Origin of the sequence: Kitasatospora cineracea (assembly GCF_003751605.1) — a bacterium.
Lineage (GTDB): Bacteria > Actinomycetota > Actinomycetes > Streptomycetales > Streptomycetaceae > Kitasatospora > Kitasatospora cineracea.
In genome coordinates, this window is sequence record NZ_RJVJ01000001.1 from 3,595,606 (window position 1) to 3,608,162 (window position 12,557).

The window sequence follows — 12,557 nt, forward strand, 5'->3', positions numbered from 1 at the left end:
CCTGAGCCCACCTTGAGGCTTGACGAACCCTCTGCCGGGTAGCCTGACGCCATCCGGGTCGCCGCACCGGCCCCGGAGACGGACGGGGGTCCCCACCATGCCGCGCCTGCTCGCACTCGCCGCCTCGGCCGCCCGCGCGGCCACCCGCCCGTTCCGGTCCGGGCGCCGGGCGTACGACCACGCCGAGGCCCACCGCGCCGAGGTCGACCGCGCCGCGGCGGTCTCCCGCCACCACCGCTCCGCCCACCACAGCTGGACGGGCGGCGGCCCGGCCCAGTAGGCCCGGCGCACCCGTGTCCGGCGAGCGCCGTGTCCCGCAGGGCCGGTGCGGCGCCGCGAACCGCGCCTCCGGCGGGCCCGGCGTGCGTCAGGCCGCCCGGGCCTGCGGCCGCGGCGCCTCGGACACGGTGGCGTCGATCTCGAAGACCTTCACCAGCCCGGTGGTCCGGAGCACCTTCAGGAGGCGCGGCTCGGTCACCGCGAGGACGAGCGTGCCGCCCTCGCCCCGCAGCAGCTTGAGCCCGCCGACCAGCGCCCCCAGTCCGGCGCCGTCCAGGTGCCCGACGCCGTCCAGGCCGACGACGAGCCGGGTTCGGCCCTGGCCGGCGAGGTCGTGGATCCGCCGGCGCAGGTTCTGCGCGGTGCGCTGGCAGAAGCAGCCGGAGAGCGCGATCCGGGCGCTGGACCCCTCCTGCTCCGCCGCCTCCGACAGCTCCAGCCCGGCGCAGACCTCGGGGTGCCGGGGCGCGGCCGCGCCGCCCGCCGGCCGGACGGCCGGGCCGGGGCGGGCCGCCGGGGCGGCACCGACGGCCGCCACCTGCCGCGGCAGCTCCTCCTCCGCCCGGGCGACCGAGTCGTAGAACGCGAAGACCCTGATCAGCCCCGTGATCCGGAACGACTCCATCAGCCGCGGGTCGCTCGTGACGCAGACCACCGTGCCGCCCCGCGCCCGGGTCCGCTTCAAGGCGCCCACCAGCACCCCGAGTCCGGTGCTGTCGATGGCCTCGCAGCGCGTGAGGTCGACGACGAGCCGCACGTGGCCCCGGTCGACCACGTCGGTCAGCGTCGCGCGCAGGGTCGGACAGGTGTAGACGTCGAGCTCGCCGACGACGGTCACCACGGTCGCCGCGGCGGAGACGTGTTGGCACGAGACCGTGAGGTCCCCACAGGAAGTGGTGATGGTCTCCACGCGTTCCCCTCCGTCCACGGCGCCTGGCGGGATCCTACGCGGGGCCGCCGGTGCGGCGGCCGGCGTCCACCAACCTGGCCGTCCAGAGCATGAGTTGACGCATCAGCCGCTCGGCGCGCCGGTCCCCGCCCGGCAGGAACGGGAGCAGCACCAGCGCCGGGAGGCTGGCGACGGCGGCCAGCAGCAGCGGTGGCGCCAGCAGCGCGACCACGGCGACGGCCCGGGCCGCGTCGAACGGGCGGTCGGACAACGGGACGGGCAGCAAGGGCACTTCGACCTCCGGGTGAAGTTTCCGATCGGCGCCGGTCCTTCCCCGGCCCGGTCCACAATGGAGCCCGCGACCAGGGCGGCCGCGCTCCTGCGACGAGGTGCGACGGGGCCGCGGCCGGAGCGGGACGGGACGGGGGGAGCGTGCGATGGGGAGCGACGGGAACCGCGGCCGCGCGGGGACGGCCCGGCAGGTGCCGCCGCCGCAGCTGCCGCCGGGGCCGCTGCGCGAGTTCAAGGAGTACCTGCACCGGCTCTACCTGGACGCGGGCGCCCCCACCCTGGCGGGCATCGCCGCCGAGGTCGGCGAACGCGACGACCTGCCCGGCGCCCCCGGCAAGGACACCGTCGCCCGGATCCTCGGGGGCGACACCCTGCCGGGCCGTGACGACGCGGTGTCCGTCGCCGCCGTGCTCGCCGCCCGGGCCGACCGGTCGCCGGACGAGGTGCGGGAAGCCGTCCGCGCCCGTTGGGCCGAGGCCGGCGCGCACCGGCCGCCCCGGCCGCGCACCGTCCGGCAGTGGGACCCGGTGGCGCTCGGGGTGCAGCGGGCCCCCGCGGCCGACGGCAGCGACCCCGGCACCCCCACCGAGTACGTCGAACGCGCCCACGACCTGGCGCTGCGCGCGCACCTGCGGCAGGCCGCCGGGCCCGGCCGCCGCCGCTCCGTCCTCGCCGTCCTGGCCGGCGCCCCCGGCACGGGCCGGACCAGGGCCGCGTACCGGGCGGTCCACCGGGCCGTCCCCGACTGGCCGCTGCTGCACCCCGCCCGGGGACCGGAGGAACTGCTGGCCCTGCTCGCCGCCGACGCCGTCCCGCCCCGCACCGTGCTCTGGCTCGACGACCTGGCCCGCCACCTCGACGGCGGGACCGGCGAGGACGTCGCCACCGCGCTCGCCGACCTGCTGGAACGGGCCGCCCCGATCGTGGCGATCGGCACCGTCCGCACCGACCAGCTGCGCCGGCTCACCGCCCGGCCCGGCCCGGCCGGCGACCGGCACCCCCGCGCCAGGGCCCTGCTGACCACCTGGCAGACCGAATTCGACGTCCCCGGCACCATGGCCGACCACCTGCCCGAACTCGCCGAGAAAGCCGCCCGCGACCCCCGGCTGGCCGCCGCCCTGCGCGCCGCCGCCGACGGCCGGGTCCTGCAGCACCTCACCGGCGGTCCCGTCCTGGTGCGCCGCTACGAACAGGGCCCCGGCCACTTCTTCACCGAGATCGAACACGCCCTGATCAGCGCCGCCGCCGACGCCCGCCGGATCGGCCACACCGGGCCGCTCCCGGCGGACCTGCTCGCCGAAGCCGTCGGCGGCTACCTGCCGGACACCGCCCGGGTCACCGGTGACGGCTGGCTGGCCGCCGCCGTCGACTCGCTCTGCCACCCCGTCGGCGAACACGCCCACCGCGGACTCGCCGCTCTCGCCGCCGTCCGCGAGACCCCCGGCCTCGGCGCGGCGGACGGCTACCGGATCACCGACTACCTCGACCGGCACCTCCGGCACCGTCGCGGCCACCTCTGCCCGCCCGCCACCCTCTGGGACGCCGTCGCCCGCCACGCCCGCACCACCGACGACCTCGACGCGGTCGCCGCCGCCGCCGTCGACCGCCGCCGCTACGGCCACGCGCTGCGCCTCCACCGGGGCTCCGCCGACGCGGGCAGCCGGGTCGCCCGGGCCGCGGCCACCGCGCTCCTGGTCGAACTCGGCGACCTGACCGGAGCGGAACGGGCCGCCGCCGACGACCCGCGCGCCTGGATGCTGCTCGCCACCGCCACCGAAGCGGCCGGCGACCGGGCCGCCGCCGAACGGGCCTACACGGTGGCGGCCGACCACGGCGAACCACTGGCCTGGGCCGCCCTCGCCCGGCTCCACGAACAGCGTCAGGACCCGGCCGGGGCCGAGGAGTCGGCGGCCCGCGCACTCTCCCTCGGCCACCCGCAGGCCTGGACCGCCCTCGGCCGGCTCCGGGAGCACGCCGCCGACCACGCCGGCGCGGCCCGCGCCTACCAGGAGGCCGCCTGGGGCGGCGACGCCTGGGCCTGGACCGGCCTCTCCCGGGTCCACCGGAGCAACGGGGACCTGGCGGACGCCGAACTCACCTGTCTGGAGGCCGCCGTCGTCGGCGCCACCACCACCGGGGCGGACCTGGTCCGCTGCCACTGGGAGGCCGGCGACCGGGCCGCCGCCGAAGCCGCCGCCGAGCGCGCCGGACAGGCCGGAACCGCCGAAGGCTGGAACGCGCTGGCCCGGCTCCGCGAGACGGCCGACGACCCGGCGGGCGCCGAGACCGCCTACCGCCGGGCCGCCGCCCTCGGCACCCCGCTCGCCTGGGCCCAGGTCGCCCGGCTCCGCGAGAGCGCCGGCGACCCCGCCGGCGCCGACGACGCGGCCGCCCGGGCCGCCCGCCTGGGCGACGCCTACGCCTGGTCCGAACTCGCCCGCCGCCGGGAGCGGGTGGGGGACCGCCCGGCCGCCGACCGCGCGGCCGACCGGGCCGCCGACGCCGGGGACCCGGAGGCGTGGGCCGCGCTCGCCCGGCTCCGCGAACGCGCCGCCGACCCCGCCGGCGCCGACGACGCGGCCGCCCGGGCCGCCGCGCACGGCGACCCGGGAGCCTGGGCCGCGCTCGCCCGGCTCCGCGAACGCGCCGGCGACCCCGGGGCCGCCGAACTGGCCGTGCGCCGGGCCGTCACCGCCGGCGGCGACGGCGCCTGGACCGCGCTCGGCCGGGTCCGCGAGGACCACGACCCCGAAGCCGCCGCCCGCGCCTACCGGCACGGCACCGAACTCGGCGATCCCGCGGCCTGGGCCGCCCTGGGCCGGCTCCACGAGCAGGACGGGGACCGGACCGGCGCGCGCCGGGCCTACGCCCGCGCGGTCGACGCCGGCGACCCCGGCGCCTGGGACGGCCTGCGCCGGGTCGCCCCGGCAGGCGGCCCGCCCCACCAGGACCCCGACCACTGGGCCCACGGCCTGACCGCCGACGGCACCCCCGCCCGCCGGGCCGACGTCCTGCGCCCCTGGCACCCCTGACCCCGCCGGCGCCCGGGCGCTGCCGGTGGGCGCTGTCGGCGGAGGGTGCTTGGCTGGGCGCCGTGAACGACTCCCCGGGTATCTGGATCACCGCCGTCCCGCCGTTCGGAGCGGAGGACGTCGGCGTGCTGCTCTCCGTCGACACCGCCTCCGCCGACCCCGGCGAACGGGCCGTCAACGGGCTGCTCGGCTACGGCCACGAGGGCGAGGAGGGCGTCTGCTACCTCCTCCCGGACGACCTCGCCGCCCGCTACGCCCGCACCGGCGACCGCCTCGCCGTCACCCTGGTCACCGCCCGCGCCGTCCTCACCCGCTGCTTCGCCGAACAGCCCGCCCTGCTGGCCGAGTTCCCCGGCGACGACGAGTGTGTCCCGCTGCTGCGCCGCGAACTCGCCACCGACTTCGCCCCCGCCGAGCAGGACGGCGGACTCCAGGCCGTCCTGCTCATCGACCACACCGGCCCGCCCGCCTCACTGGACGCCCTGCTGGCAGGCTTCGAAACCGGCGACTGCGGCATCGCGGTACTCAACGCCCGCTAGCACCGGGGGAGTCGGCCCCACCGCGCTCCCCGGCCAGCCGCCGGAGGACGGGCCCGTACTCGGGGTGCGCCAGGGCGTGGGCGAACTGCGCGATCAGGTACGCCCCGGGGTTGCCGGTGTCGTACCAGCGGCCCTCGATGACCTGGCCGTACACGGCGCGCCGGGTGGCGTACGCGTTGAGCGCGTCGGTCAGGTACAGCTCGCCGACCGGGTCCTCCTGGTGGCGGCGGTACTGCTCGCGCAGCTCGTCCACCACGCCGGGCGTCAGCACGTAGCCGCCGATCGCGGCGTACCGCGAGGGCGCGTCGGCGGGCTCCGGCTTCTCCACCAGGCCGGTGATCCGCAGCGACCCGTCGCCGAGGTCCTCCTTCACCACGGGCACGCCGTACCGCCGGGAGTCCTCCGGGCCCATCGGCATCAGCGCCAGCACCGGGGCGTTGGTCCGCTCGTACGCGGCGACCAGCTGCCGGGCGCGCGGCACCGCCGCGACGAACACGTCGTCGGGCCACAGCACCAGGAACGGCTCGTCGCCGAAGTTCCGGGCGGCGTTCAGCACCGGGGTGCCGTTGCCGTACGGGCCGTGCTGGTACAGGTAGGTGAGGTGGCCGCGGCGGGACAGCTCGCCGACCTCCTCCACCGCGTCGGCGTAGCCGGACTTCCCGGCGGCGCGCAGCTGGGCGACCAGCGCCGGATTGGGCCGGAAGTGCTCCTGGATCAGCGACTTGTCGCCGGAGACGACGACCGTGATGTCGGTGATCCCGGAGTCGATCAGCTCGCGGACGGTGTGCTCGATCACCGGCCGGTCACCGACCGGCAGCATCTCCTTCGGGGTGGCCTTGGTGAGCGGGAGGAGCCGGGAACCGAGCCCGGCAGCGGGGATCACGGCCCGGCGGATGGTGGCGCGCATGCGGGTCCCTTCCAGTGCAACCGATGGCAACTCGTTCCCTACGCATGGTAGTTGGCGGGCGGTCCGGCCACCCGGCACGGCACTTGCACGGCGCGGTGGGTTCCGGGCGCGGACGGGACGGATCCGGCCGCGGCCGCCGGCTGAAACGCTGCACGAACGCTGCGGGTGGCGTCCGGCGGTGGGGCGGACGACCTTGGCGGGGTGACGGTCGAGACGTGCGGCGGCGAGTTGGTGGCCCGGGTGGCCCGGGGGGAGCCGGATGCCTTCGAGGTGCTGTACCGGCAGCTGCTGGGCCCGGTGGGGGCGGTGGTGCGGCGGGTGCTGCGGGACCGGGCGCAGAGCGAGGAGGTCGTCCAGGAGGTGTTCCTGGAGCTCTGGCGCACCGCCGGGCGCTACCGCCCCGAGCGCGGCAGCGTGCACGCCTGGGCGCTGACCGCCGCCCACCACCGCGCCGTCGACCGGGTCCGCGCGGCCCGGGCCGGCGCCGAGCGGGAGCGGGCGGCCGCCCTGCGCGAGTACCGCCCGGCGTACGACAGCGTCGCCGCCGAGGCCGAACGCCGCATCGAGGACCGGGCCGTCCGCGCCGCCCTGGCCGCCCTCGCCCCCGCCCAGCGCGAGGCGCTGGCCCTCGCCTACTGGGGCGGCTGCACCCAGGCGCGGATCGCCGCGCTGCTGGGTGCGCCGCTGGGGACGGTGAAGAGCCGGGTCCGGGACGGGCTGCGGCGGCTGCGGACCGAGCTCGGCTGACGTGGCGTCAGTCCGCCGCGCGGGCCGGCCACCAGACCCGGCCGCCCAGGTCGTGGACCAGGGCCGGGACGAGCAGCGAGCGGACCAGCAGGGTGTCGAGCAGGACGCCGAAGGCCACGATGAAGGCGATCTGGGCGAGGAAGGCCAGCGGGATGACGCCCAGCGCCGCGAAGGTCGCGGCGAGCACCACGCCCGCGGAGGTGATGACGCCGCCGGTCGCGGTCAGGCCGCGCAGCACGCCCGCCCGGGTGCCGAGGGCGGCGGTCTCCTCGCGGACCCGGGTCATCAGGAAGATGTTGTAGTCCACGCCCAGTGCGACCAGGAACACGAACCCGTACAGCGGGACGGACGGGTCGGTCGCCGAGAAGCCGAACACGTGCGGGAAGACCAGCGCCGAGACGCCCAGCGTGGCCAGGTAGGAGAGCGCGACCGTCGCCGCCAGCAGCAGCGGCGCCAGCACCGAGCGCAGCAGCAGCATCAGCACCACCAGGATGCACAGCAGCACCACCGGCATGATCAGCGTCCGGTCGTGCCGGGCGGTGGCCCGGGTGTCGGCCTGCTGCGCCGAGTAGCCGCCGACCAGGGCGTCGGCCCCGTCCACGGCGTGCACGGCGGTGCGCAGCCGGCCGACGGCGGCGAGCGCGGCGTCGCTGTCGGCGGGGTCGGCGAGCGTCGCGTCGAGCCGGACCCGGCCGTCGGCGACCACCGGCGGGGCGGTGGGCGCGCCGCCGGTGTACGGGCGGACCGCGGCGACGCCGGGCACCTGCGCGGCGGCGTCCGCCACGGCGTCCGCGTGCGCGGCGTCGGCGACGATCACCGCCGGGTTGCCGGAGCCGCCCGGGAAGTGCGCGGAGAGCAGGCGCTGGGAGGCGACCGAGGGCTGGGCGGTGGTGAACAGTTCGGACTGCGGCACGCCCCGGGCGTCCAGCAGCGGGGAGCAGGCCGCGAGCGCCGCCAGCACCGCGACCGAGCCCACCCACAGCGCGCGCGGACGGCGGCCCACCAGGTCGGCGACCCGCTGCCAGAGCCGGTTCGAGCCGCCGCCGGTGCCGGGCCGGGCCGGCCAGAACGCGGCCCGGCCGCACAGCGCGAGCGCCGCCGGGAGGAAGGTCAGCGCGGACAGCACCGCGCAGGCGATGCCGATCGCGCCGACCGGGCCGAGCGCCCGGTTGTTCGTCAGGTCGGACAGCAGCAGCACCAGCAGGCCCAGGCCCACGGTGAGGCCCGAGGCGGCGACCGGCTCCACCGAGCGGCGCAGCGCGGTGCGGGCGGCGGCGAACCGGTCCTGCCCGGCGGCGAGCTCCTCGCGGAAGCGGGCGGACAGCAGCAGCCCGTAGTCGGTGGCCGCGCCGATCACCAGGATCGACAGCAGCCCCTGCACCTGCCCGTCCACCCGGACCACGCCGTGCTGCGCCAGCGCGTACACGATCGCGCAGGCCGCGGCGAGGGCGAACACCGCGCCGAGGATCACCAGCAGCGGCAGCAGCACCGCCCGGTAGACCAGCAGCAGGATCAGCAGCACCACGCCGAGCGCGACCCCGAGCAGCAGGCCGTCGATGCCCGCGAACGCCCCCGACAGGTCGGCCAGCACCGCCGCCGGTCCGGCCACCCCGGCGGTGGCGCCCGGGACCTTCCCGGCCAGGTCGCGGATGGCCGCGACCGCCTCCTTGGTGTCCGGCCCGAGGTCGGCGCGCAGTTGCACGACCGCCTCCAGCGCCCGCCCGTCCTCGGACGGCAGCAGCGGCGAGACCTGCCCGGTGCCGCCGGGCACCTGCGCGGCCGCGGCCAGCGCCTTGCCGGCCTCGGCCCGCAGCGCCTCGTCCACCTGCCCGGACTCCGCCTCCCAGACCAGCACCACCGGCAGCGTCGAGTCGGTGCGGAAGTCCTTCTCGAGCTGGGCGACCCGGGTCGACTCGGCGCTGCGCGGCAGGAACGCGGCCCCGTCGTTGGTCGACACCTCGCCCAGCCGCCCGGCGAACGGCCCGAGCGCGCCGCCGAGCACCAACCAGACCAGCAGGAGGACGAGCGGGAGCAGGAACCGCAGGCGGCGGGCCGCGGGCGGGCGCGGTGCGGGCGAGGGCGGTGCGGGAGTCGACATGGCCGCCAGAATATCTCAATGATTGAGAGACCTGTGGTGCGGGGGCCCCGCGCCGTGAATCGGACCTAGGGTGACGGAATGTCAGAAGTACCGCTCGAGGCGGGCGCCAGCACCGGGGCGGTCGCCCGGCGGCTCGGGGTCTCGCCGACCACCGTCCGCTCCTGGGAGCGCCGCTACGGGATCGGTCCGGCCGAGCGCCCGGCCGGCCGGCACCGGCGCTGGACCGCCCGCGACGTGGCCGTGCTGGAGGCGATGTGCCGCCTCACCGCGCACGGGGTGCCGCCCGCCGAGGCCGCCCGGCTGGCCCCCGCGCAGGCCGAACGGGGCGAACGGGCGGCGCCGGTCGAACGGGCGGCGCCGCCGGGCGCGGTGCCCCCCGAGGTGCGCGGGCTGGCCCGGGCCGCGCGGCGGCTGGACGGACCCGAGGTGGCCCGGCTGCTGCACGACGGGGTCGAACGGTTCGGCGCCGTCACCGCCTGGACGGACCTGATGGCGCCCGCACTGCGCGCCTCCGGACGCCGCTGGGCCCGCGGCGGCGGCGAGCAGGACGTCGAGGTCGAGCACCTGCTGTCCTGGCACGTCTCCAGCGCGCTGCGCCGGGTCGCGGTGCCCCCGGCGGGCGCGGCCGGGCCGCCGGTGCTGCTGGCCGCGATGCCCGGCGAGCAGCACACCCTGCCGGTGGAGGCGGTGGCCGCGGCGCTCGCCGAACGCGGCCTGCCGTTCCGGGTCTTCGGCGCCGCCCTGCCCGCGGCGGCCCTCGCCGCCGCCGTCCGCCGCACCGGCCCCGCCGCGGTCCTGCTCTGGTCGCAGACCCGCGCCACCGCGGACCCCGCCCCCGCCCGCACCGTCGCCACCACCCCGTGGGGCCCCCGCGGCGCCCGCCTCCGCCCCGCCGTCCTCGCCGCCGGCCCCGGCTGGCACCGCACCACCCGCCCACCCGGCACCCTGGCCCCCCGCGACCTCCCGGACACCCTCACCCTGCTGGCCCGGGCCCTGGGCGCGGACGGGCCGGACGGCCGGTGAGCGGGCAGGCCGTCCTCCCGGCCGAGCGCGCTCCCGACCCCGACGCGTTCCCGGCCCGCGGCGTCCGGGCCCCGGGGCCGTAGCGGCCCCTGCCCCGTGAGGGGCCCCTCGCCCGGCCCGGCCCGGCCCCGTGCCGTTCCTCCGTGCCCCGGCGGAGGCGGTCGCGCTAGGGTCGGGGCGGCAGGGTCGGGCAGCAGCGGGTGGTGGGTGCGGTGGAGCAGCGGGTGGTGGAGCAGCGGGAGTTCGGGCGGCTGCTGCAGGGGCTGGCGTCCGAGATGAACCTGCTGGGGCACGACTTCGCCGCCGCCTCGGGCCTGCACGCCACCGATGTGCAGGCGCTGCTCGCGGTGCTGCGGGCGGCCGATCCGCCCGGCATCACCCCCGGCGGGCTGCGGACCGAACTGGGGCTCACCTCGGGCGCGGTGACCGCGGTGCTGGACCGCCTGGAGCGGGCGGGGCACGTGCACCGGACCAAGGACGAGGCGGACCGGCGGCAGGTGCACGTGCACTACCACCCGGACGCGGCCCGGATCGCCGGGGAGTGGTTCGCCCCGGTCGCGGAGTGCACGGACCGGGTGCGGGCCGAGTTCGCGCCGGAGCAGGTGGACACCGTGGTGCGCTTCCTGACCCGGATGACCGCGGAGCTGGCCGAGTTGCGGCAGGTCAGGCGCACCGAACGGGCCTGAGCCGGGGCCGCCGCGGACCCTTCCCGGTCCGGCCCCGCCGGACACGCCCGATTCGGGCGCCATCACGGGTTCTCGAACCTTTTGCCCGGTATGGTCGGCTCGCGTCCGAACGTCCGGCAGCCCCCTGGGAGCCCCCGCCATGCCGCAGCCCCAACCGGTCCTCGCCGCGCTGACCGGGGCCGCCGTGTTCCTGGTGCTCGGGATCGAGGACGGCGGTGAGCAGACCGTCCGCGACCTGCTGCCGGACCTCGGCGGGCTGGCCCGCTCGGTCGGCTCCCGGGCCCCGCACGAGGAGGTCGGCCTGGTGGTCGGGATCGGCTCCGACGCCTGGGACCGCCTGTTCGCCGGCCCCCGCCCCGCCGGACTGCACCCGTTCGTCGAACTGGCCGGTCCCCGGCACCTCGCCCCCGCCACCCCCGGCGACCTGCTGCTGCACGTCCGGGCGGAGCGGATGGACCTGTGCTTCGAACTGGCCGCCCGGATCAGCCGGCGGCTCGGCGACCGGGCCACCGTGCTGGACGAGACCCACGGCTTCCGCTACTTCGACTGCCGGGACCTGATCGGCTTCGTCGACGGCACCGAGAACCCCACCGGCCGGGACGCCGCCGAGGCGGTCCTGATCGGCGACGAGGACCCGGACTTCGCGGGCGGCAGCTACGTCATCGTGCAGAAGTACCTGCACGACATGGCGGGTTGGAACGCGATCAGCACCGAGCACCAGGAACGGGTGATCGGCCGCACCAAGCTCGACAACATCGAGCTGGACGACGCGGCCAAGCCCGCCGACTCGCACGTCGCCCTGAACACCGTCACCGGCCCCGACGGCGAGGACCGCGACATCTGGCGGCTGAACATGCCGTTCGGGTCGTTCGCCGAGGGCGGCGAGTGCGGCACCTACTTCATCGGGTACGCCCGCGACCCGGGAGTCACCGAGGAGATGCTCCGCAACATGTTCCTGGGCCGCGGGGCCGCCGCCCACGACCGGCTGCTGGACTTCTCCACCGCCGTCACCGGGACCTCCTTCCACGTCCCCTCCGCGGACTTCCTGAACGACCCGCCCCCCGCCCCCGGCGCCCAGACCGAAGCCCCGGCCGTCCCCCTGCCGGTCCGGGACGGCAGCCTCCGCATCGGCAGCCTGAAAAGGAGCACCGCACCGTGAACAACCTACACCGCGACCTGGCGCCCGTCTCCGCCGCCGCCTGGGACGAGATCGAGGAGGAGGCCCGGCGGACCTTCCGACTGCACGTCGCCGGGCGGCGGGTGGTCGACCTGGCCGGGCCCGACGGGCCCGGGTTGGCCGCGGTCGGCACCGGGCACCTCGCCGACATCGCGGCCCCCGGCAGCGGCGTCCAGGCCCGGGCCCGGGAGTCCCTCCAGGTGGTCGAGCTGCGGGTCCCGTTCACCGTCACCCGGGCCGCCGTGGACGACGTCGAGCGCGGCTCCCAGGACTCCGACTGGGACCCGGTCAAGGACGCCGCCCGCACCATCGCGCTCGCCGAGGACCGCGCGGTCTTCGACGGCTACCCGGCCGCCGGGATCACCGGCATCCGGGACGGCTCCTCCAACCACCCGGTCGAACTGCCCGCCGACGTCCGCGAGTACCCCAACGCCGTCAGCCGGGCCCTCACCGCGCTGCGCCTGGCCGGGGTCGGCGGCCCGTACTCGCTGCTGCTCGGCGCGGACGCCTTCACCGCCGTCAACGAGACCTCCGACCACGGCTACCCCGTCCACAACCACCTGGCCCGCCTGCTGGACGGCGAGATCATCTGGGCCCCGGCGGTCGAGGGCGCCGTCCTGCTGTCCGCCCGCGGCGGCGACTTCGAGCTGCACCTGGGCGAGGACCTCTCGATCGGCTACCTCTCCCACGACGAGACCACCGTGCACCTCTACCTCCAGGAGTCCCTGACCTTCCAGCTGCACACCCCGGAGGCCGCGGTCGCCCTCGGCTCGATCTGACGGTCCGTCAGCAACCGAGGCCCGGAGCCCCACCCGCGCGTTCGGAGCGGGTGGGGTTTCTGGTGCCAACAGGTGCTGGTGGAAAGGGAGTTGACGGCACCGGGGGCGCA

12 protein-coding genes are annotated in these 12,557 nt (G+C 77.6%); 8 read left to right on the forward strand and 4 right to left on the reverse strand.

Features of this window, described 5'->3' with window-relative positions:
- Positions 1-97 precede the first annotated feature (97 nt).
- Entirely contained in the window at positions 98-280 is a 183-nt protein-coding gene (locus EDD39_RS16335) for a hypothetical protein (RefSeq protein WP_123556784.1), read from the forward strand.
- An 87-nt stretch (positions 281-367) separates the two neighbouring features.
- Here the strand turns inward: EDD39_RS16335 and EDD39_RS42530 are convergent, their stop codons facing one another.
- Both EDD39_RS42530 and EDD39_RS16345 read right to left on the reverse strand, forming a co-directional pair.
- The gene (locus EDD39_RS42530; RefSeq protein WP_123556785.1) at positions 368-1,189 is read right to left on the reverse strand and encodes an STAS domain-containing protein; all 822 of its coding nucleotides are present in this window, start codon (positions 1,187-1,189) and stop codon (positions 368-370) included.
- A 34-nt stretch (positions 1,190-1,223) separates the two neighbouring features.
- The gene (locus EDD39_RS16345) at positions 1,224-1,460 is read right to left on the reverse strand and encodes a dTMP kinase (protein WP_123556787.1); all 237 of its coding nucleotides are present in this window, start codon (positions 1,458-1,460) and stop codon (positions 1,224-1,226) included.
- A 145-nt stretch (positions 1,461-1,605) separates the two neighbouring features.
- Here EDD39_RS16345 and EDD39_RS16350 point away from each other — a divergent pair, with 145 nt between their 5' ends.
- Together EDD39_RS16350 and EDD39_RS39610 are read left to right on the forward strand one after the other, a co-directional pair.
- Positions 1,606-4,491, forward strand: coding sequence for a tetratricopeptide repeat protein (locus tag EDD39_RS16350; RefSeq protein ID WP_123556788.1), 2,886 nt, complete (start codon positions 1,606-1,608; stop codon positions 4,489-4,491).
- 62 nt (positions 4,492-4,553) lie between these two features.
- The gene (locus EDD39_RS39610; RefSeq protein WP_162870044.1) at positions 4,554-5,030 is read left to right on the forward strand and encodes a hypothetical protein; all 477 of its coding nucleotides are present in this window, start codon (positions 4,554-4,556) and stop codon (positions 5,028-5,030) included.
- Here EDD39_RS39610 and EDD39_RS16355 read toward each other — a convergent pair.
- Complete coding sequence (locus tag EDD39_RS16355) at positions 5,017-5,937, reverse strand: UTP--glucose-1-phosphate uridylyltransferase (RefSeq protein ID WP_123556790.1); 921 nt, start codon at positions 5,935-5,937, stop codon at positions 5,017-5,019. The genes EDD39_RS39610 and EDD39_RS16355 overlap by 14 nt on opposite strands.
- 201 nt (positions 5,938-6,138) lie before the next feature.
- Here EDD39_RS16355 and EDD39_RS16360 point away from each other — a divergent pair, with 201 nt between their 5' ends.
- A complete protein-coding gene (locus EDD39_RS16360; protein WP_123556791.1) occupies positions 6,139-6,684 on the forward strand; it encodes a sigma-70 family RNA polymerase sigma factor in 546 nt (181 codons plus the stop codon).
- Between the two features lie 7 nt (positions 6,685-6,691).
- On the opposite strand, the gene EDD39_RS16365 is transcribed toward EDD39_RS16360, so the two are convergent.
- Positions 6,692-8,782 carry an MMPL family transporter gene (locus EDD39_RS16365; protein ID WP_123556793.1) on the reverse strand — a complete coding sequence of 697 codons (2,091 nt, stop codon included), beginning with the start codon at positions 8,780-8,782 and terminating at the stop codon, positions 6,692-6,694.
- A 78-nt stretch (positions 8,783-8,860) separates the two neighbouring features.
- Here EDD39_RS16365 and EDD39_RS16370 point away from each other — a divergent pair, with 78 nt between their 5' ends.
- The 4 genes from EDD39_RS16370 (at position 8,861) to EDD39_RS16385 (ending at position 12,447) form a co-directional block, all read left to right on the forward strand.
- On the forward strand, positions 8,861-9,805 hold the full coding sequence (locus EDD39_RS16370; RefSeq protein ID WP_123556794.1) for a MerR family transcriptional regulator: 945 nt from the start codon (positions 8,861-8,863) through the stop codon (positions 9,803-9,805).
- A 212-nt stretch (positions 9,806-10,017) separates the two neighbouring features.
- On the forward strand, positions 10,018-10,491 hold the full coding sequence (locus EDD39_RS16375) for a MarR family winged helix-turn-helix transcriptional regulator (protein ID WP_244256755.1): 474 nt from the start codon (positions 10,018-10,020) through the stop codon (positions 10,489-10,491).
- A gap of 139 nt (positions 10,492-10,630) precedes the next feature.
- Positions 10,631-11,650, forward strand: coding sequence for a Dyp-type peroxidase (locus tag EDD39_RS16380; RefSeq protein WP_123556796.1), 1,020 nt, complete (start codon positions 10,631-10,633; stop codon positions 11,648-11,650).
- Entirely contained in the window at positions 11,647-12,447 is an 801-nt protein-coding gene (locus EDD39_RS16385) for a family 1 encapsulin nanocompartment shell protein (protein WP_030462461.1), read from the forward strand. The genes EDD39_RS16380 and EDD39_RS16385 overlap by 4 nt, the downstream gene beginning before the upstream one ends.
- Positions 12,448-12,557 lie beyond the last annotated feature (110 nt).

What these genes read in the sequence shown, in the direction of transcription:
- EDD39_RS16335 (WP_123556784.1), top strand. Translation starts at nt 98, where the DNA reads ATGCCGCGCCTGCTCGCACTCGCCGCCTCGGCCGCCCGCGCGGCCACC.
- EDD39_RS16350 (WP_123556788.1), top strand. Translation starts at nt 1,606, where the DNA reads ATGGGGAGCGACGGGAACCGCGGCCGCGCGGGGACGGCCCGGCAGGTG.
- EDD39_RS16355 (WP_123556790.1), bottom strand. Translation starts at nt 5,937, where the DNA reads ATGCGCGCCACCATCCGCCGGGCCGTGATCCCCGCTGCCGGGCTCGGT.
- EDD39_RS16365 (WP_123556793.1), bottom strand. Translation starts at nt 8,782, where the DNA reads ATGTCGACTCCCGCACCGCCCTCGCCCGCACCGCGCCCGCCCGCGGCC.
- EDD39_RS16370 (WP_123556794.1), top strand. Translation starts at nt 8,861, where the DNA reads ATGTCAGAAGTACCGCTCGAGGCGGGCGCCAGCACCGGGGCGGTCGCC.
- EDD39_RS16380 (WP_123556796.1), top strand. Translation starts at nt 10,631, where the DNA reads ATGCCGCAGCCCCAACCGGTCCTCGCCGCGCTGACCGGGGCCGCCGTG.